Raw genomic sequence first — 20,599 nt, 5'->3', positions numbered from 1 at the left:
ATAAATTGAAAAATTTTAAATCCCTCTTTAAGTTCAGTAAACAGGAACGAAGTGGGATTTTCTTTTTGCTGTTAATTTTAGTAGCTGTTCAAGTAATTCGTTTCTTTATCGATAAATCTAATGCTAACGGGGATTCTTTGTTAGTTCATGATGCTGAAACGCAAGTGGAGATAGACGAACTTAAAAAGAATCAACTTGAAAAAGATTCGATAACCTTGTATCCCTTTAACCCAAATTTTATTACAGATTACAAGGGATACACTTTGGGGATGTCCTTGGAAGAAATTGATCGTTTGCATCAATTTAGGGCAACCAAAAAATTTATAAACACTAAAGAAGAGTTTCAAAAAGTAACATTGGTATCGGACTCGTTATTACACCAAATTTCTCCTTATTTCAAATTCCCTGATTGGGTAACTCAAGGGAAATCATATCAGAACAATAAGAAATCGTTTCAAAATAAATCAAGTAATCCAGTCGCACCGGTACAAAAAATTATTAAAAAGGATTTGAACAGCGCAACGGCACTGGAGCTTAGAAAAGTTAATGGTATTGGTGAAAAACTCTCCGCAAGGATTATTAAATTCAGAGACAGGCTAGGAGGTTTTTTAGTAAAGGAGCAATTATACGATGTTTATGGTCTTGAGCCAGATGTGGTGGACAGGGCATTTGAGGTTTTTGAAGTTCAAAATCCACCGGATATCGATAAAATCCCCGTTAATTCGGCATCCGCTGAAGAACTCTCCAAACTGGTCTATATATCGCGGAGTGTTGCGCAACGTATAGTAGACTATAGGGATATCAACGGAAGTATCAATTCCTTTGACGAATTATCAAGAATCGAGGATTTTCCGGCTAATAAAGTTAAGAGAATTGCCCTATATTTGTCCCTCAAAAAATAATGCTATGCAAAGTATGTACTTCACTGAAGAACATCAATTATTTCGACAAAGTCTCAAAGATTTTTTGCAAAAAGAAGTAGTTCCCCACATAGATAAATGGGAAGAAACCGGTACCATAGATAAGTTCATTTGGGAGAAGTTTGGAGAGATGGGCTATTTTGGTCTGGCTACTCCGGAGAAAGATGGGGGTTTAGATGTAGACTTGTTCTATACCGTAATTTTATTGGAAGAGCTTCAAAAAATAAACTCGGGTGGTTTTGCGGCAGCTATTTGGGCACATGCCTATTTGGCAATGACCCATCTCAATAAAGAGGCAGATGACACTATTAAGAAAAAATATCTAGAACCAAGTGTAGCAGGTAAAATGGTGGGCTGTTTATGCGTTACAGAGCCATTTGGAGGCAGTGACGTGGCAGGTATGCGTAGCACGGCGGTTAAAAAGGGCGATTCTTATGTCCTCAATGGCTCAAAGACTTTTATCACAAACGGTGTCTATGCAGATTACATGATCGTAGCGGCAAAAACAGACCCGACTTTGGGGAATAAGGGTATCAGTATTTTTGTTGTGGATAGACAGAGTAAAGGTGTTACTGCCAATAAACTGAATAAATTAGGTTGGCGAGCATCGGATACCGCAGAGCTTGCTTTTGACAATGTTATAGTGCCCGCTTCAAATCTAATGGGAGAAGAGAACAAGGGTTTCTCCTATATTATGGAGCATTTTGCTCTGGAGCGTTTAATTATGGGGATTAATGCACAAGCAAGATCAGAATTTGCGCTGGAATATGCATTGCAATACATGTCAGAAAGAGAAGCTTTTGGAAAACGGATAAATACTTTTCAAGCGTTGCGCCATCGTATCGCGGATCTTTATGCGGATATTGATATGTGTAAAGAGTACAACTACTCCGTGGCCTACAGGCTGGACAAAGGTGAATATGTAGTAAAGGAAGCGACTATTTCTAAATTGAAATCGACTAAAATTGCGGATGAGGTCGCCTATGAGTGTTTACAGTTCTTAGGGGGTTACGGCTACGTAGAGGATTATCCTATGGCTAGATTATTTAGAGATAGTAGACTTGGGCCTATTGGTGGTGGCACTTCTGAAATTTTAAGGGAAATTATCGCCAAAATGGTAATTGACAAAAAAGACTACAAACCTGCTACGAACTGAATTAAATTATGTTTTGGCGCAAATCGAACCCCGATTCGCCAAAATGGTAATTGACAAAAAAGACTACAAACCTGCTACGAACTGAATTAAATTATGTTTTGGCGCAAATCGAACCCCGATTCGCCAAAATGGTAATAGACAAAAGGGCTAAAAACCTACTACGAACTGAATTCAATTACGGTTTGGCGAAAATGGAACCTCGATTCGCCAAAATGGTAATAGACAAAAGGGCTAAAAACCTGCTACGAACTGAATTCAATTACGGTTTGGCGAAAATCGAACCCCGATTCGCCAAAATGGTAATTGACAAAAAAGACTACAAACCTGCTACGAACTGAATTCAATTGCGGTTTGGCGAAAATGGAACCCCGATATTTGAAAAACTAGCCATATACGAAGTAGCTTGGCTTCTGCTGACTAATTGTAAGAGGGTCTTTGAACAAGCCTTGAGCAATAGATTGATACTTGTAATCAGTAAGCTCTTAAATAAGTTATAGTTATTTCTGAAATGAGGTTGTTAATTCTAAATAAGTTTATATATTTGCGCCCTTAATCATTAAAGAAAGGAGGTTGTAGCCCATGTTAATAATACCAGTAAAAGAAGGAGAAAACATAGATAGAGCTTTAAAGCGCTTTAAACGAAAGTTCGATAAGACAGGTACAATGAGACAGTTGCGTAAAAGGCAGCAGTTCACGAAACCTTCTGTAGAGCGCAGAGCGCAGATACAAAAAGCACAGTACATTCAAGGTCTCAGAGATCAAGAAGAAATTTAGGCTTTTATCTATTTGAAATACTATAATCCCGTTGTAGAACGGGATTTTTTGTTTTTAGTAGGTTGGTCAATCAAAGACTTTGGTAACTTTGGGTATGGCTCTGGACAAATTTATTTCCTATATCACTCTAGAAAAGAACTACTCTTCACATACAGCGAATGCATATCGATCCGATATTGAAACGTTCACTTCCTTTTGTGAATCTGAGTTTGAAATAGTGCAAATTGAAGAAATACCCTATTCAATAATCAGGAGTTGGGTAGTTGCGTTATCTGAAGCCGGTCTGTCTAACCGGTCCATTAATAGAAAATTGGCATCACTCAAAGCTTATTATAAGTTTCTACAGAAGATAGGGGAGATTGCTTCAAGTCCGTTGGCGAAACATAAAGCGCTTAAAACTTCGAAAAAAATCGAGATACCTTTTTCGGAAACAGAAATGGAATCGGTCTTGTCCAAGATTGTATATCCTGAGACTTTTGAAGGAAAAAGGGATAATCTTATTATTAATATACTCTATACAACGGGTATGAGAAGGGCGGAGCTTATCAATCTAAAATTGACGGACATTGATCTGGAACGTAAGACGATTAAGGTTCTTGGGAAAAGAAACAAGGAACGAATCATTCCTATGCTTACCGAAACAAGAGACTATTTTTTGTCCTATGAGGCCGAGCGGTCTAAGTTGGCAGAAATCAATGACCCCCAATTTATTTTCTTGTCCAAATCTGGAAATAAAATATATGAGACCCTTGTTTATAGGATAATAAATAAGTATTTTAGAGAGGTTTCCTCTAAGGTAAAGCAGAGTCCACATATTCTTAGGCATACCTTTGCGACCCACTTGTTGAACAAGGGGGCGGATTTAAACGCTGTCAAAGAATTATTGGGTCACTCAAGTTTGGCATCAACACAGGTTTATACGCACAACAGTATAGCAGAGTTAAAAAAAGTACATGCTATGGCTCATCCTCGGGGAGGCAAATAATAGTATTCGTTTAACGTGCCCGGTATCTTAAGGGTTTAAATTTTCAGCTTATGAAAGTAAACACACAATCGGTAAATTTTAATGCAGACGTAAAACTGATAAACTTCTTGCAAAATCGTCTTGACAAGCTAGAGACTTTTTATGACAAAGTAATTAGCTCGGACGTTTATCTAAAGGTAGAGAATACAAGTGCAAAGGAGAATAAGGTAGTTGAGATCAAACTTAACATACCTCGGGATAAATACATGGTAAAAAAACAATGCAAGTCCTTTGAAGAAGCTGTGGATTCTGCCTGTAACTCGTTAGAAAGAAAGTTGATAAAACGAAAACAAAAATTACGTTTACAAACATGAAGAAAATTTTTGATATTTTATTTTGAATAATCAAATAAATCAATACATTTGCAGTCCGTTAGAAATAGCGGACTTTTTTATGCTTTAAAAGGTATAAAATTGCCGATGTAGCTCAGCTGGCTAGAGCAGCTGATTTGTAATCAGCAGGTCGTGGGTTCGAGTCCCTCCATCGGCTCATACGTTCTTAAAATACTGGTTAAAGGGGAGATACTCAAGCGGCCAACGAGGGCAGACTGTAAATCTGCTGACTACGTCTTCGCAGGTTCGAATCCTGCTCTCCCCACTTTTTCTCAAAAGGAAAAAGGTGGTGATTGTTCCCGTTCGGAAATAGAATCTTTTTAAGGTTCTCCCAAAGCGTCGGGACTGCTCTCCCCACTTTAACTTAAAAATAGTATTCAGATATTGAAATTATAAGCGGGAGTAGCTCAGTTGGTAGAGCGTCAGCCTTCCAAGCTGAATGTCGCCGGTTCGAACCCGGTCTCCCGCTCTATATTTTTGACGAAAGTCATTCCTGCGAAGGCAGGAATCTACTATGAAAAGTAGGTTCAACACTTTACGCCGGTGTAGCTCAGGGGTAGAGCGTTTCCTTGGTAAGGAAGAGGTCACGAGTTCAAATCTCGTCATTGGCTCAATTAAGGTATAAATTTGTACACTAATATAAACTAAGATTAAAATTTAATAAACATGGCAAAGGAAACTTTCGATCGTTCCAAACCGCACTTAAATATTGGTACCATTGGACACGTAGATCACGGTAAAACTACATTGACTGCAGCTATTACTACAGTATTGGCTAACGCAGGATTATCAGAACTTAGAAGTTTCGATTCTATCGATAACGCACCTGAGGAAAAAGAAAGAGGTATAACAATTAATACTTCTCACGTTGAGTATTCTACGGCTAATCGTCATTATGCACACGTTGATTGTCCTGGTCACGCGGATTACGTAAAGAACATGGTTACTGGTGCCGCTCAGATGGACGGTGCTATCTTGGTTGTTGCAGCAACGGACGGTCCTATGCCACAAACACGTGAGCACATCCTTTTAGGACGCCAGGTTGGTATCCCTAGAATTGTTGTATTCATGAACAAAGTGGATATGGTAGATGATGAGGAGCTTATTGAGCTAGTGGAAATGGAAGTTAGAGAATTGCTTTCTTTCTATGAGTATGATGGTGATAATGGGCCTGTTATAGCTGGTTCTGCATTAGGTGCCTTGAACGGTGAGCAAAAATGGGTTGATACCGTTATGGAGCTTATGACGGCTGTTGATGAATGGATCGAACTTCCAAAAAGAGATGTTGATAAAGATTTCTTAATGCCTGTTGAGGACGTATTTACCATTACGGGTCGTGGTACGGTTGCAACTGGTCGTATTGAGACTGGTATCGCAAATACTGGTGATGCTGTTGATATCATTGGTATGGGTGCTGAGAAATTAGCTTCTACCATTACTGGTGTTGAAATGTTCCGTAAGATATTGGATAGAGGTGAGGCAGGAGATAACGTAGGTATCTTGTTAAGAGGTATTGAAAAGTCTCAAATTAGCCGTGGTATGGTTATCTGTAAGCCAGGTTCCGTTAAGCCACATGATAAATTTGAAGCTGAGGTTTATATCTTGAAAAAAGAAGAAGGTGGTCGTCACACACCATTCCATAATAATTATCGTCCACAGTTCTACGTAAGAACAACGGATGTAACAGGAAACATTTCTCTTCCTAGTGGAGTTGAAATGGTTATGCCTGGAGATAACTTAACTATTACTGTAGAATTGATTCAGCCAATCGCACTCAGCGAAGGTTTACGTTTTGCGATCCGTGAAGGTGGTAGAACCGTTGGTGCTGGTCAGGTTACAAAGATTTTATAGTCTTTTAAGAATAGTTTAAAATAGTGTTTCATCAAAAGGGTGTCCGCCATTGGCGGATACCTTTCGATGTAAATATAAACGGGTGTAGCTCAGTTGGTAGAGCACTGGTCTCCAAAACCAGGTGTCGGGAGTTCGAGTCTCTCCTCCCGTGCGACATTTGGAACAATGTGAGTGAGACCAGAAGTATATTCTAGGCGAAGCCCAAGGAAGTCTCTCTTACCGAACCAAAGGCAGGGTTTAAAAAATCCTCTTTAGTTGTTGAACTTGAAAAATAATTAGGAATGTTTACATATATCAAAGAATCTGTTGAGGAGTTAAGGAATAACATAACACTTCCTACTAGAGCGGAATCCTCTAACCTTATGGTTATCGTAGCGGTCTTCTCAATTTTATTCGCTTTAGCAACTTGGGGTGTGGACACTGTATTTAGTAAGATCATCAAACTATATTTCAATAACGTTCTTAATTAATAATCGCCCTATGTCAGAAGTATTAGAAAAAAAGTGGTATGTGGTGAGAGCTGTAAGTGGTCAAGAGAATAAAATCAAAGGTTACATAGAGAGTGAGGTTGAAAGACACGGGTTTGCGGATTATTTAGAAGATGTGTTGGTCCCTACGGAAAAAGTAATCCAGATACGTAACGGGAAGAAAATAAATAAAGAAAGAGTCTATTTTCCTGGATATATAATGGTGAAAGCCAATTTAGGAGGGGAGATGGTTCACATCATACGTTCTATAACGAATGTGATAGGTTTCTTAGGCGAGACCAAAGGGGGTGACCCGGTGCCGCTTAGAAAATCAGAAGTAAATAGAATGTTAGGTAAAGTAGATGAGTTGGCCGTTAATACAGATAGCGTTGCCATACCATTTGTTTTCGGAGAAACGGTAAAGGTTATAGACGGACCGTTTAATGGTTTTAACGGTACGGTTGAAAAGATTAACGAAGAGAAGCGTAAACTTGAGGTAATGGTGAAGATTTTCGGTAGAAAAACGCCATTAGAGTTAAGTTATATGCAAGTAGAAAAGATTTAAGATAATTGTTACATATTTAAAAGTTGTGTTGCTTCCATTGACACACTTTCAATTTAATTTTAAACAATGGCAAAAGAAGTAGGTAAAGTAGTTAAACTACAAGTTAGGGGAGGTGCAGCGAATCCATCGCCACCGGTTGGACCCGCCTTAGGTGCTGCCGGTGTTAACATTATGGAATTCTGTAAGCAGTTCAACGCTCGTACACAGGATAAACCGGGTAAAGTATTACCAGTTGTTATCACCGTATATAAGGACAAGTCTTTCGACTTTGTCGTTAAAACACCACCAGCGGCAGTTCAGCTATTGGAAGCAGCTAAGATTAAAAAAGGATCTGGCGAACCTAACAGAGTAAAATTAGGGAGTGTAACCTGGGATCAAATCAAGGCAATCGCCGAAGATAAGATGGTTGACCTTAATGCCTTTACGGTAGAATCTGCAATGAGTATGATTGCGGGGACTGCACGTTCTATGGGTATGAAAGTAGCAGGTAAAAGACCTTTTTAAAATCTTAAAGATCAATTAAATGGCAAAGTTAACAAAGAAGCAAAAAGAAGCGCACGCTAAAATAGAAAAAGACAAACTTTATTCTGTTGATGATGCTTCCGCTTTAATTAAAGAAATAACTAATACAAAATTTGATGCATCTGTAGATTTAGCAGTTCGTTTAGGGGTTGACCCAAGAAAGGCAAATCAAATGGTTCGTGGGGTGGTTACCCTTCCTCATGGAACAGGTAAAGATGTTAAGGTTTTGGCTTTAGTGACACCGGATAAAGAAGCAGAAGCTCAAGAGGCGGGTGCGGATTATGTTGGTTTAGATGAGTATTTGGATAAAATAAAAGGCGGTTGGACCGATGTTGATGTTATTATCACCATGCCAAGCGTTATGGGTAAATTAGGTCCCTTAGGTCGCGTTTTAGGGCCAAGAGGTTTAATGCCCAATCCAAAAACAGGTACAGTAACTATGGATGTGGCCAAAGCGGTTACAGAAGTAAAAGCTGGTAAAATCGATTTTAAAGTTGATAAAACAGGTATTGTTCATGCGGCCATTGGAAAGGTTTCTTTTTCAGCGGATAAAATCGCAGGAAACGCCAAGGAGTTATTGGAGACTTTAAATAAGATGAAACCTACAGCATCAAAAGGTGTTTACATGAAAAGTATTTTCATGTCTAGCACCATGAGTCCAAGTGTTCAATTAGACCCTAAGTCAGTTTAAACGCTGCTAGTTAAAAATTTCAATTATGACAAGAGAAGAAAAAGCAACGGTTATACAGGATTTAACGACGCAGTTGGAAGAGAGTTCTACTATTTATTTAGCGGATATCTCGGGATTGGACGCAGTGACAACTTCTGATTTAAGAAGAGCTTGTTTCAAATCAAACATACGATTAGCTGTAGTTAAGAATACATTGCTTTCAAAGGCAATGGAGGCTTCTGAAAAAGAGTTTGGCGAACTTCCAGAAACATTAAAGGGGAATACTTCCTTAATGTTCTCCGAGGTTGGTAACGCTCCTGCAAAACTTATCAAGAATTTCAGAAAGAAATCTGATAAACCTCTTTTAAAAGGGGCATTCGTAGAAGAAGCAATTTATATAGGTGATGAAAATTTGGATGCATTAGTTAGCATTAAGTCTAAAGAAGAAATGATTGGTGAGATAATAGGATTATTACAATCTCCTGCCAAGAATGTTATTTCTGGACTTAAATCTGGTGGTGGTAAGCTTGCCGGAATCCTAAAAACATTATCTGAAAGATAAGTACGCACTATAAACTAAGTATATTTTAAAATTTTATTAAACGATAGAAAATGGCAGATTTAAAAGATTTCGCAGAACAATTGGTTAACCTTACTGTAAAAGAGGTAAATGAGTTAGCTGATATATTAAAAGATGAGTATGGTATCGAACCTGCAGCAGCAGCTGTAGCGGTTGCCGCCGGAGGTGGTGCCGCTGAAGGCGGTGAAGCCGCTGAAGAAAAGTCAGAATTTGATGTAATCCTAAAAGCAGCTGGTGGTTCTAAACTAGCAGTGGTTAAATTGGTTAAGGAATTAACTGGTCTTGGATTGAAAGATGCAAAAGATATCGTTGATAGCGCCCCGAAAGCAGTGAAAGAAGGTGTTTCTAAAGACGAAGCAGAAGGTATCAAAAAATCATTGGAAGAAGCAGGAGCAGAAGTTGAGCTTAAATAGTAGCAACAACCATAGCACTTTTGGTTTAGGTCTTTTCGCTTTTTGCGGCTAGACCTAAGCCTTTTTATAGAATTAGGTATATGAAGAGATATACCACCCATTAGTACTCACGATCAAAACACTGTCCGTAGATGTTCACAAATCAGACTGAAAGAATTAATTTTGCCTCAGCTAAGAAAACTCCAGACTACCCGGATTTCTTAGACATTCAGATTAAATCATTTCAAGATTTTTTTCAACTTGAAACGAAATCCGACCAAAGAGGGGATGAAGGTTTGTATAATACCTTCATGGAAAATTTCCCGATAACTGATACAAGAAATCAGTTCGTATTGGAATTTTTAGACTATTTCATCGATCCACCGAGATATTCAATTCAAGAATGTATAGAGCGTGGACTTACTTATAGCGTTCCATTAAAAGCTAGGCTTAAACTCTATTGTACGGATCCAGAGCACGAGGATTTTGAAACGATAGTTCAGGATGTCTACCTTGGTACTATTCCTTACATGACTCCTAGTGGTACATTTGTTATCAATGGTGCTGAGCGTGTTGTTGTTTCACAGTTACACCGTTCTCCTGGTGTATTCTTTGGACAGTCTTTTCATGCTAACGGAACAAAATTATATTCTGCTAGGGTAATACCTTTTAAAGGTTCTTGGATAGAATTTGCTACCGATATTAATGGCGTCATGTATGCTTATATCGATAGAAAGAAAAAATTACCGGTAACTACCTTGTTCAGGGCTATAGGTTTTGAACGCGATAAGGATATACTAGAAATATTTGACCTTTCAGAAGAAGTAAAGGTTTCAAATGCCGGTCTTAAAAAAGTATTGGGTCGTAAACTCGCTGCAAGGGTATTGAATACTTGGCACGAGGATTTTGTGGACGAGGATACGGGAGAAGTGGTTTCTATAGAACGAAACGAAATTGTATTGGATCGTGATACAATTTTGGAAAAAGACCACATTCAGGAGATTATAGACGCAGATGTAAAGACAGTTCTTTTGCATAAAGAGAACAATGCACAATCTGACTATGCTATTATTCACAATACGCTTCAGAAAGATCCAACGAATTCGGAAAAAGAAGCTGTTGAGCATATCTATAGACAATTGCGTAATGCTGAACCACCAGATGAGGAAACGGCACGTGGTATTATAGATAAATTATTCTTTTCTGACCAACGTTACAATTTGGGTGAGGTAGGTCGTTATAGAATGAATAAAAAATTACAATTGGATATTGGAATGGACAAGCAGGTCTTGACCAAAGAAGATATCATAACCATAATTAAGTATTTGATCGAGTTGATTAACTCTAAAGCTGAGATTGATGATATTGATCACCTTTCTAATAGACGTGTAAGAACGGTTGGAGAGCAATTATCTTCTCAGTTCGGTGTTGGTTTGGCACGTATGGCACGTACCATTCGTGAGCGTATGAACGTTCGTGATAATGAAGTGTTTACCCCAATAGATTTAATTAACGCAAAGACATTGTCTTCTGTAATTAATTCATTCTTTGGGACCAATCAGTTGTCTCAGTTTATGGATCAGACGAATCCATTGGCAGAGATTACGCACAAAAGAAGATTGTCTGCATTAGGACCTGGAGGACTTTCAAGAGAAAGAGCTGGTTTCGAGGTGCGAGATGTGCATTATACACACTACGGTCGTCTGTGTCCTATTGAAACACCGGAAGGACCAAACATTGGTTTGATTTCCTCTCTTTCTGTTTTTGCTAAAGTGAACCCAATGGGTTTCCTGGAGACGCCTTACAGAAAGGTAGAAAAAGCAAAAGTAGACATCGATAATTATGTGTATTTAAGTGCTGAGGAAGAAGAAGGAATGAAAATTGCACAGGCGAATATTCCTCTAAAGGATAATGGACAAATAGATACAGAAAAGGTCATTGCTAGAGAAGAAGGAGATTTTCCTGTCGTAGACCCATCTGAAATAAATTACACGGATGTTGCTCCTAATCAAATAGCTTCAATATCTGCATCTCTAATTCCTTTCTTGGAGCATGATGATGCAAACCGAGCGTTGATGGGCTCTAACATGATGCGCCAAGCAGTGCCATTATTAAAACCACAATCCCCTATCGTAGGTACAGGTTTAGAAAGACAGGTAGCTTCTGACTCTCGTGTATTGATTAATGCAGAGGGCGATGGTGTAATCGAGTATGTAGATGCTGAGAAGATTACCATAAAGTATAACAGGTCTGATGCGGAAAGACTGATCAGTTTTGAAGAGGATTTTAAAACGTATCAACTTGTTAAATTTAGAAAAACAAACCAAGGAACTAGTATTAATCTAAAGCCAATCGTTAAGAAAGGCGATAAGGTTAAAAAAGGTCAAGTTCTTTGTGAAGGTTATGCCACGGAAAAGGGAGAATTGGCATTAGGTAGAAACCTTACTGTAGCATTTATGCCTTGGAAGGGTTATAACTTTGAAGATGCTATCGTAATTTCTGAAAAAGTTGTTCGTGAGGATATCTTCACTTCAATCCATGTGGATGAATACTCTTTAGAAGTAAGAGATACAAAACTAGGAGCAGAAGAGCTTACACATGATATTCCTAATGTTTCGGAAGAGGCGACTAAGGACTTGGATGAAAACGGTATGATCCGTATCGGTGCCGAAGTAAAGCCAGGAGATATTCTTATTGGTAAGATTACACCAAAAGGAGAGTCTGATCCAACCCCGGAAGAAAAATTACTTCGTGCCATTTTCGGTGACAAAGCAGGAGATGTTAAGGATGCTTCACTAAAAGCTTCACCATCATTAAGAGGTGTAGTTATCGAGAAGAAATTGTTCTCTAGATCGGTAAAGGATAAGCGCAAGCGTTCAGAAGATAAAGAAGAACTCTCTAAATTGGAATTGGAATATGAAGTAAAGTTCCAAGAGCTAAAAGATGTGTTGGTCGAGAAATTATTCACTTTAGTGAATGGAAAGACTTCTCAAGGTGTAATCAACGATTTGGGTGAGGAAGTTTTACCTAAGGGCAAGAAATACACGATGAAGATGTTAAATTCAGTTGACGACTTTGCACACCTTGTGGGCGGAAGTTGGACCACTGATAAGGACACCAACGCTTCAGTTGCAGACTTACTTCATAATTATAAGATAAAACTCAACGATCTTCAAGGAAACTTGAGGAGAGATAAGTTTACTATTTCTGTAGGTGATGAGTTACCTGCGGGAATTATGAAGCTGGCTAAAGTTTATATTGCCAAAAAACGTAAGCTAAAAGTAGGTGATAAAATGGCGGGTCGTCATGGTAACAAGGGTATCGTTTCAAGAATAGTACGTCAGGAGGACATGCCTTTCTTGGAAGATGGAACTCCTGTGGATATAGTATTAAATCCGTTAGGTGTACCATCTCGTATGAACATTGGGCAGATTTATGAAACTGTATTAGGTTGGGCAGGTCTTAAATTGGGTAGAAAGTATGCTACGCCTATTTTCGATGGAGCCACGCTAGATCAAATAAATGAATATACGGACGAGGCGGGAATACCTAGATTTGGACATACCTACCTTTATGATGGTGGAACAGGGCAACGTTTTGATCAACCTGCAACCGTAGGCGTTATTTATATGCTGAAATTAGGGCATATGGTAGATGACAAAATGCACGCTCGATCTATTGGGCCATACTCTCTAATTACGCAGCAGCCATTAGGTGGTAAGGCACAATTTGGAGGGCAACGTTTTGGAGAAATGGAAGTTTGGGCACTAGAGGCCTATGGAGCTTCAGCTACGTTACGGGAAATATTGACTGTCAAGTCGGATGATGTTATCGGTAGAGCTAAAACGTATGAGTCCATCGTAAAAGGTGAGACAATGCCAGAACCTGGATTACCAGAATCTTTTAATGTATTAATGCACGAGCTTAAGGGATTAGGTTTGGATATTAGACTGGAAGAATAATTTTATAGTTGTAAAAAGCTATTTAGAAACGAATTAAAATCATTATCAGCACGCTATTATGGCAAGAATAAAAGATAATAACCCAATAAAAAGGTTTGATAAAATTTCAATAGGATTAGCGTCTCCAGAAGCAATTTTGGCAGAATCCCGAGGTGAGGTTTTAAAGCCGGAAACAATAAACTACAGAACGCACAAACCAGAACGTGACGGTCTTTTCTGTGAGCGTATTTTTGGTCCTGTGAAGGATTATGAGTGTGCTTGTGGTAAATATAAGCGTATACGTTACCGTGGTATCGTATGCGACCGTTGTGGTGTAGAGGTTACGGAGAAAAAAGTACGTAGAGATAGGGTAGGTCATATTAATTTAGTGGTACCCGTTGCGCATATCTGGTACTTCCGTTCTTTACCCAATAAGATCGGATACTTGCTTGGACTACCTTCCAAGAAGTTAGATATGATAATCTATTACGAGCGTTACGTGGTTATTCAGCCAGGTATTGCTAAAGGTCCTGAAGGAGCAGAGATTCAAAAAATGGATTTCTTGACCGAAGAGGAGTACCTTAATATACTAGAAGAAATTCCACAAGAAAATCAATACCTAGAAGATTCAGATCCAAATAAGTTTATCGCTAAAATGGGAGCTGAATGTTTAATTGATTTACTGGGACGTATAGATTTACAACAGTTGTCTTATGATTTAAGACATAAAGCGAATACAGAAACATCCAAGCAGCGTAAAACCGAAGCTTTAAAGAGACTTCAGGTTGTTGAGGCCCTAAGGGAATCTCAAGATAACCGAGAGAACAATCCTGAGTGGATGATTATGAAGGTGATTCCGGTAATACCGCCAGAATTACGTCCTTTAGTTCCTTTGGATGGTGGTCGTTTCGCTACTTCGGATTTGAATGACTTGTACAGAAGGGTTATTATCCGTAACAACCGTCTTAAAAGATTGGTAGAGATAAAGGCACCAGAAGTAATTTTGCGAAATGAGAAACGTATGCTTCAAGAAGCGGTAGATTCTCTTTTTGATAATACGCGAAAAGCGTCTGCTGTTAAAACGGAATCTAATAGACCATTAAAATCTTTATCGGATTCACTCAAGGGTAAGCAAGGGCGTTTCCGTCAAAACTTATTGGGTAAGCGTGTGGATTATTCTGCGCGTTCAGTTATCGTGGTTGGTCCAGAGATGAAGTTGTTCGAATGTGGACTTCCAAAAGATATGGCCGCTGAACTATACAAGCCTTTTGTAATTAGAAAACTAATCGAAAGAGGTATTGTAAAAACGGTCAAATCCGCTAAGAAAATAATAGATAAGAAAGAACCTGTAGTTTGGGATATTCTTGAAAATGTATTGAAAGGACATCCGGTTCTTTTGAATAGGGCTCCTACCCTTCACCGTTTAGGTATTCAGGCTTTTCAGCCAAAACTAATCGAAGGTAAGGCTATTCGCCTTCACCCATTGGTCTGTACTGCATTTAATGCGGATTTTGATGGTGACCAAATGGCGGTTCATTTGCCATTGGGACCAGAAGCTATTTTAGAAGCTCAGTTATTGATGCTGGCCTCTCACAATATTTTGAATCCTGCTAACGGTTCTCCGATAACGGTACCTTCTCAGGATATGGTCCTTGGTCTTTATTATATGACTAAAGAGCGCAAGTCAACTCCTGAAGTTCCAATTAAAGGAGAAGGACTTACATTTTATTCGTACGAAGAAGTTGAAATTGCCTTTAACGAGGAAATGGTCAATCTGAATGCAGGTATAAAAGTTAGGGCAAAGGATTTCAACGAAGAAGGAGAATTGGTCAATAAGATTATTCCAACTACGGTAGGAAGGGTTCTGTTCAACATGGAAGTTCCAGAAGCTGCAGGTTACATAAATGATGTATTGAACAAGAAATCCTTAAGAGACATTATCGGAGGTATATTGGCCGTAACAGATGTACCTACCACAGCCGATTTCTTGGATAAGATAAAAACAATGGGGTATGAATTCGCTTTTAAAGGTGGACTATCCTTTAGCTTAGGTGATATTATTATTCCTAAGGAGAAACATGAAATGATAGCTGATGCTAACGGTCAGGTAGACGGTATTATGGCCAATTATAATATGGGTCTTATTACCAATAACGAGCGTTATAATCAAGTTATTGATGTATGGACTTCAACCAATGCACAGTTAACGGAACTGGCCATGAAACGTATCCGTGAGGATCAACAAGGATTCAACTCGGTATACATGATGCTAGATTCTGGTGCAAGGGGTTCAAAAGAGCAAATTCGCCAATTGACAGGTATGCGTGGATTAATGGCGAAACCTAAAAAATCTACTGCCGGTGGCGGTGAGATTATTGAGAACCCAATTCTATCCAACTTTAAGGAAGGATTGTCAATTCTTGAGTATTTTATCTCAACACACGGTGCTCGTAAAGGTTTGGCGGATACTGCTTTGAAAACTGCGGATGCTGGTTATTTAACTAGACGTCTTGTGGATGTTTCCCAAGACGTAATTATCAATATTGAGGACTGTGAGACTTTAAGGGGAGTAGAAGTACAAGCCCTTAAGAAAAATGAAGAAATAGTTGAGACATTAGGGGAACGTATTTTAGGACGTGTTTCCCTACACGATGTTTATAACCCTTTAACACAGGAATTAATACTATCTGCTGGTCAGGAAGTAATGGAGTCTGATGTAAAGAGGGTAGAAGCGTCACCTGTAGAGAGTATTGAAGTACGCTCAGCGCTGACCTGTGAAGCTCAAAAAGGTATTTGCGCCAAATGTTATGGTAGAAATTTATCTACCAACAAAATGGTGCAACGAGGAGAGGCTGTAGGTGTAGTTGCTGCACAGTCTATTGGGGAGCCAGGAACTCAGTTGACCTTGCGTACATTCCACGTGGGTGGTATTGCAGGTAACATTTCGGAAGAGAACAAGTTAGAGGCTAAATTTGCGGGTATTGCTGAAATCGAGGATATGAGAACGGTGAAAAGCGAGGATTCCGAAGGGAAGCCAGCTGATATTGTTATATCCAGAACATCAGAGATAAAAATTGTAGATGCTAAGACCGGAATTACCTTGAGTACCAATAACATTCCTTATGGGTCTCAATTGTTCATTAAAGATGGCGCTAAGGTATCTAAGGGAGATGTGATTTGTTCATGGGATCCCTATAACGGTGTTATAGTTTCAGAATTCCCTGGAAAAATCGCTTATGAGAATATCGAACAAGGGGTAACTTATCAAGTAGAGATTGATGAGCAAACCGGTTTCCAAGAAAAGGTGATTTCTGAATCTAGAAATAAGAAGTTGATACCAACACTTCTTATACAAGATGCCAAGGGCGAGACATTACGTTCCTACAACTTACCTGTAGGTTCTCACATTATGGTAGATGATGGTGATAAGATAAAAGAAGGTAAAATCTTGGTAAAGATACCTCGTAAATCTGCAAAAGCGGGCGATATTACCGGTGGTCTTCCGAGAGTAACGGAATTATTCGAAGCTCGTAATCCATCGAACCCAGCTGTAGTTTCTGAGATTGATGGTGTAGTTTCCTTCGGTAAAATCAAAAGAGGTAATCGTGAGATTATTATCGAATCTAAACTAGGTGAGATAAAGAAATATTTGGTAAAACTATCCAATCAGATTCTTGTTCAAGAAAACGATTATGTTAGAGCCGGTATGCCTTTATCCGATGGATCCATAACTCCAGAAGATATTCTAAAGATAAAAGGCCCATCTGCCGTACAGCAATATTTGGTGAACGAAGTTCAAGAAGTATATCGTCTACAAGGTGTGAAGATTAATGATAAGCACTTTGAAGTGGTAGTTAGGCAAATGATGCGTAAAGTAAGGATTGTAGATCCAGGAGATACTATCTTCTTGGAGAACCAATTAATACATAAAGATGATTTTATTAGAGAGAATGATGAAATCTACGGTAAGAAGGTTGTCATGGAAGCTGGTGAATCCGAAAACCTGAAAGCAGGTCAAATAGTAACACCACGAGAACTTAGAGACGAGAATTCACTTCTTAAGCGTAATGATAAAAATATAGTAGAGGCCAGGGATGCAGTTGCTGCAACTGCAACTCCTATACTTCAAGGTATTACAAGAGCTTCGCTTCAAACGAAGTCGTTTATCTCCGCTGCTTCTTTCCAAGAGACAACTAAAGTGTTGAACGAGGCCGCTGTAAGTGGTAAGGTAGATACTTTAGAAGGACTTAAAGAGAATGTTATCGTAGGTCATAAAATTCCGGCTGGTACTGGTATGCGTGATTATGAAAACATAATTGTAGGGTCCAAAGAAGAATATGATGAGATTATGGCCAGAAAAGAGGTCTTGAGATTTTAATTTAGAAACCCCCATTCATTGGGGGTTTTTTTATAATTTTAGTTCAATGAGTGACAACAAAAAGCAAAAACAGATTAATATCGAGCTTGATGAAAAGACGGCAGAGGGAATTTATTCCAATCTAGCCATTATCAATCATTCGGTTTCAGAGTTTGTGGTTGACTTTATTAGTATGATGCCCGGTGCGCCTAAGGCCAAAGTCAAGAGCAGAATTGTCTTGACACCACAACATGCCAAGAAATTTTTAAAGGCCTTAAATGATAACGTTCAACGCTTTGAAAAAGCCCATGGAACCATAAAGGATTATGAACAGCCTCCAATTCCATTAAATTTTGGACCAACAGGAGAAGCGTAAAAAAAGCCCAGCTAAATAATTAGCTGGGCTTTTTTTATTCAAACTCCGATACAAAGTGAAGCTTTACTTTAGGATATTTTGCTTGTGTCATTTGTAGCGAAAACTGAGAATCTGCCAAGAACACCAGCTGACCTTTTTTGTCCTTGGCCAGAAATTTTTGCTTGATTCTCACGAAATCCTTGAATTCATCAGTCTTTCTATTTTCGTTGCCTATCCAGCAAGCCTTGTAAACAGGGAAATTCTCGTAACTACATTTAGCCCCATATTCATGTTCTAACCTATATTGAATGACCTCAAACTGCAAGGCGCCAACGGTACCGATGATTTTCCGCCCATTTAATTCTAGCGTGAATAGCTGTGCTACACCTTCATCCATTAACTGGTCTATTCCTTTGTACAATTGCTTGGACTTCATAGGGTCCGCATTGTTGATGTACCTAAAATGTTCGGGGGAAAAGCTTGGTATGCCTTTGTAGTGTAAAGACTCACCTTCGGTTAGTGTGTCACCAATTTTAAAATTACCTGTGTCATGTAGGCCAACAATATCGCCGGGGTAGGAGATATCCACGATTTCTTTTTTTTCGGCAAAGAAAGCATTTGGACTGGAAAATTTCAGTTTTTTACCTTGGCGTACATGTAAATAGGGTTTGTTACGCTCAAAAGTGCCCGAGACTATTTTTATAAAAGCCAAACGGTCCCTGTGTTTTGGGTCCATATTGGCATGAATTTTAAAAACAAATCCCGTGAGCTCTTTCTCATTAGCTTTAACAAGCCTTTCTTCCGCGTTCTTGGATTTAGGCGACGGTGCTATTTCAATGAAGCAATCCAGTAATTCCCTTACTCCAAAATTATTAAGAGCAGAACCAAAGAAAACAGGCTGTTGTTTACCCTCCAGATATAATTCTTTATCGAATTGCGGATAAACTCCTTGAACCAACTCTAGATTCTCACGTAGTTCTTCTGCAGCGTTAGACCCGATTGTTTTTTCTAAATCAGGACTATCTATATTGTCAAAGGCAATAGTTTCTTCAATATTCTTTTTGCTATCCCCACTGAACAGGTTTATATTTTTTTCATAAATGTTATATATACCCTTGAAATCGTATCCCATACCAATAGGGAAGCTCAGAGGGGTAACGGAAAGTCCTAATTTTTGTTCTAGTTCATCGAGCAAATCAAAGGCATCCTGACCCTCGCGATCTAGCTTATTTATAAAAACCAGCATTGGAATATTTCGCATACGACAGACTTCAACAAGTTTTACTGTCTGCTCTTCCACACCCTTGGCAACGTCGATTACTACAATGACACTATCTACCGCGGTTAAAGTTCTAAAAGTATCTTCCGCAAAGTCTTTATGTCCAGGAGTATCAAGTATATTAATTTTTTTATCCTTATAAATAAAGGCCAAAACAGAAGTAGCTACTGAAATTCCTCGTTGCCGCTCAATCTCCATAAAGTCACTGGTTGCGGTTTTCTTTATCTTATTGTTCTTTACAGCCCCCGCCTCTTGAATTGCACCTCCGAACAACAGCAATTTCTCTGTCAGTGTTGTCTTTCCCGCATCGGGATGAGAAATAATACCGAAAGTTCTTCGTCTCTCAATTTCATCTTTAAAATTCATACTAAAAATTTGAACAAAAATAAGTCAAATAACTTGCTCAGTCTAAAACTAGAGTCTGTTTAGACTTAAAAATAACTATCATAGTTTTATGACTTGGTGTTGTTTTCTGTGTCTAAAATGCTAAAATAACGGTCATGACAATTGCAGTTCATCGATTAATCATGAATTTAAAGGCATTCGAGCTTTAATATGTAGTTAAGAATTTGAGTATTGCAATTTTAAAATTATCTTGCATAGTATTTTATAGATAGCCCCACGTCTTACTACTGTATTTTCCTACACGTAATGGTGTATAGTTCAATAAAAACTATCATTTATGGAAAAAAGTACCTGTTTAATAAGTAGAAGTTTAACTTCTTCGCTCGATAAGGTTCTGTTCGGATTTTTAATTTGTTTCATTATATCGGTTAATAGGGTCGATGCTCATAATCCTTCATATGTGTTTGCTTTTCAGGATACGGACGGAGACGGTATTTTGGATACAGATGATATTGATGACGATGGAGATGGCATATTGGATTCTGTAGAAGACGCTAATCTAGATGGTGATAATGACCATTTGACAAACCCAAATGACACAGACAGTGATGGGGTGCCAGATTTTTTAGATTTAGATTCTGATAATGACGGAATACTTGATAATTTAGAAGCGCCCAATTTTCATTTGTACAAACCGAAGTCCGGAATTGATAGTGATAGGAATGGACTTGACGACTCTTACGAAAGTTATCCAGGTGCCGGTGAAGGTATTATTCCCTTTTCTAGAGATTCTGATATTTATCCGAACCATTTGGATATAGACAGTGATAATGACGGTATCCCTGATAATGTCGAAGCACAAACAACTTTTGGCTATATAGCACCTAACGACGACGATGCGGCCACGTATGCGTCGAACAATGGGGTGAACAGTGCATACATCGGTGGTCTTACACCGGTGAACACGGATGGTACCCCACGTCCTAATAAACCAGATTATCAGGATTACGATAGCGACGATGACCTTGTCCCTGACAACAACGAGGGTAACGATTTCAATTTCGACGGA

16 protein-coding genes, 5 tRNA genes and 1 pseudogene are annotated in these 20,599 nt (G+C 38.8%); 21 read left to right on the top strand and 1 reads right to left on the bottom strand.

Translation table 11 applies throughout. The annotated features are described in order from the left end of the window. Positions 1 to 5 precede the first annotated feature (5 nt). From BFP77_RS13335 to BFP77_RS13235, 20 genes are all read left to right on the top strand, one after another. Positions 6 to 902: a ComEA family DNA-binding protein gene (locus BFP77_RS13335; RefSeq protein ID WP_099574520.1), complete on the top strand. Its 897-nt coding sequence runs from the start codon at positions 6 to 8 to the stop codon at positions 900 to 902. A 4-nt stretch (positions 903 to 906) separates the two neighbouring features. Continuing rightward, positions 907 to 2,076 (top strand): acyl-CoA dehydrogenase family protein, encoded by a 1,170-nt coding sequence (locus BFP77_RS13330; RefSeq protein ID WP_099574519.1) that lies wholly within the window; start codon positions 907 to 909, stop codon positions 2,074 to 2,076. 579 nt (positions 2,077 to 2,655) lie between these two features. Next, positions 2,656 to 2,850, top strand: coding sequence for a 30S ribosomal protein S21 (rpsU, locus tag BFP77_RS13320; RefSeq protein WP_047244701.1), 195 nt, complete (start codon positions 2,656 to 2,658; stop codon positions 2,848 to 2,850). A gap of 94 nt (positions 2,851 to 2,944) precedes the next feature. Then, entirely contained in the window at positions 2,945 to 3,835 is an 891-nt protein-coding gene (locus BFP77_RS13315; protein ID WP_099574517.1) for a tyrosine-type recombinase/integrase, read from the top strand. A 50-nt stretch (positions 3,836 to 3,885) separates the two neighbouring features. After that, the gene (gene hpf / locus BFP77_RS13310; RefSeq protein WP_099574516.1) at positions 3,886 to 4,188 is read left to right on the top strand and encodes a ribosome hibernation-promoting factor, HPF/YfiA family; all 303 of its coding nucleotides are present in this window, start codon (positions 3,886 to 3,888) and stop codon (positions 4,186 to 4,188) included. Between the two features lie 101 nt (positions 4,189 to 4,289). After that, positions 4,290 to 4,363, top strand: a tRNA-Thr gene (locus BFP77_RS13305). A 26-nt stretch (positions 4,364 to 4,389) separates the two neighbouring features. Further along, positions 4,390 to 4,471: transfer RNA gene (locus BFP77_RS13300), tRNA-Tyr, on the top strand. 131 nt (positions 4,472 to 4,602) lie between these two features. Further along, positions 4,603 to 4,675 (top strand) — tRNA-Gly (locus BFP77_RS13295). A 70-nt stretch (positions 4,676 to 4,745) separates the two neighbouring features. Beyond that, positions 4,746 to 4,817 (top strand) — tRNA-Thr (locus tag BFP77_RS13290). A gap of 55 nt (positions 4,818 to 4,872) precedes the next feature. Next, positions 4,873 to 6,057 carry an elongation factor Tu gene (tuf, locus tag BFP77_RS13285; RefSeq protein WP_099574515.1) on the top strand — a complete coding sequence of 395 codons (1,185 nt, stop codon included), beginning with the start codon at positions 4,873 to 4,875 and terminating at the stop codon, positions 6,055 to 6,057. A gap of 78 nt (positions 6,058 to 6,135) precedes the next feature. Continuing rightward, positions 6,136 to 6,208: transfer RNA gene (locus tag BFP77_RS13280), tRNA-Trp, on the top strand. Positions 6,209 to 6,338: 130 nt separating this feature from the next. Beyond that, positions 6,339 to 6,527 carry a preprotein translocase subunit SecE gene (gene secE / locus BFP77_RS13275; protein WP_099574514.1) on the top strand — a complete coding sequence of 63 codons (189 nt, stop codon included), beginning with the start codon at positions 6,339 to 6,341 and terminating at the stop codon, positions 6,525 to 6,527. Between the two features lie 10 nt (positions 6,528 to 6,537). Further along, positions 6,538 to 7,089 (top strand): transcription termination/antitermination protein NusG, encoded by a 552-nt coding sequence (gene nusG / locus BFP77_RS13270; RefSeq protein WP_099574513.1) that lies wholly within the window; start codon positions 6,538 to 6,540, stop codon positions 7,087 to 7,089. 66 nt (positions 7,090 to 7,155) lie between these two features. Continuing rightward, a complete protein-coding gene (gene rplK, locus BFP77_RS13265; RefSeq protein ID WP_099574512.1) occupies positions 7,156 to 7,593 on the top strand; it encodes a 50S ribosomal protein L11 in 438 nt (145 codons plus the stop codon). A gap of 19 nt (positions 7,594 to 7,612) precedes the next feature. Further along, the gene (gene rplA / locus BFP77_RS13260; protein WP_099574511.1) at positions 7,613 to 8,302 is read left to right on the top strand and encodes a 50S ribosomal protein L1; all 690 of its coding nucleotides are present in this window, start codon (positions 7,613 to 7,615) and stop codon (positions 8,300 to 8,302) included. Between the two features lie 25 nt (positions 8,303 to 8,327). Further along, entirely contained in the window at positions 8,328 to 8,843 is a 516-nt protein-coding gene (gene rplJ, locus BFP77_RS13255) for a 50S ribosomal protein L10 (protein ID WP_099574510.1), read from the top strand. 50 nt (positions 8,844 to 8,893) lie between these two features. After that, positions 8,894 to 9,274 carry a 50S ribosomal protein L7/L12 gene (rplL, locus tag BFP77_RS13250; RefSeq protein ID WP_099574509.1) on the top strand — a complete coding sequence of 127 codons (381 nt, stop codon included), beginning with the start codon at positions 8,894 to 8,896 and terminating at the stop codon, positions 9,272 to 9,274. Positions 9,275 to 9,405: 131 nt separating this feature from the next. Further along, positions 9,406 to 13,215, top strand: a complete 3,810-nt coding sequence (gene rpoB, locus BFP77_RS13245) for a DNA-directed RNA polymerase subunit beta (protein ID WP_099574508.1) — start codon at positions 9,406 to 9,408, stop codon at positions 13,213 to 13,215. Positions 13,216 to 13,273: 58 nt separating this feature from the next. Continuing rightward, positions 13,274 to 17,572 (top strand): DNA-directed RNA polymerase subunit beta', encoded by a 4,299-nt coding sequence (gene rpoC / locus BFP77_RS13240; protein ID WP_099574507.1) that lies wholly within the window; start codon positions 13,274 to 13,276, stop codon positions 17,570 to 17,572. A gap of 46 nt (positions 17,573 to 17,618) precedes the next feature. Continuing rightward, a complete protein-coding gene (locus BFP77_RS13235) occupies positions 17,619 to 17,927 on the top strand; it encodes a DUF3467 domain-containing protein (RefSeq protein WP_099574506.1) in 309 nt (102 codons plus the stop codon). Positions 17,928 to 17,961: 34 nt separating this feature from the next. Here BFP77_RS13235 and BFP77_RS13230 read toward each other — a convergent pair whose 3' ends face one another. After that, on the bottom strand, positions 17,962 to 19,551 hold the full coding sequence (locus tag BFP77_RS13230; RefSeq protein WP_099574505.1) for a peptide chain release factor 3: 1,590 nt from the start codon (positions 19,549 to 19,551) through the stop codon (positions 17,962 to 17,964). Between the two features lie 316 nt (positions 19,552 to 19,867). Here BFP77_RS13230 and BFP77_RS13225 point away from each other — a divergent pair. Further along, positions 19,868 to 20,599 (top strand): annotated as a pseudogene (locus BFP77_RS13225) (hypothetical protein); the annotation flags it as partial.

It is taken from the genome of Maribacter sp. 4U21 (assembly GCF_002742365.1).
Lineage (GTDB): Bacteria > Bacteroidota > Bacteroidia > Flavobacteriales > Flavobacteriaceae > Maribacter.
The sequence above is the reverse complement of the archived record's forward strand: the minus strand, read 5'-3'. Positions and strand labels throughout refer to the sequence as shown.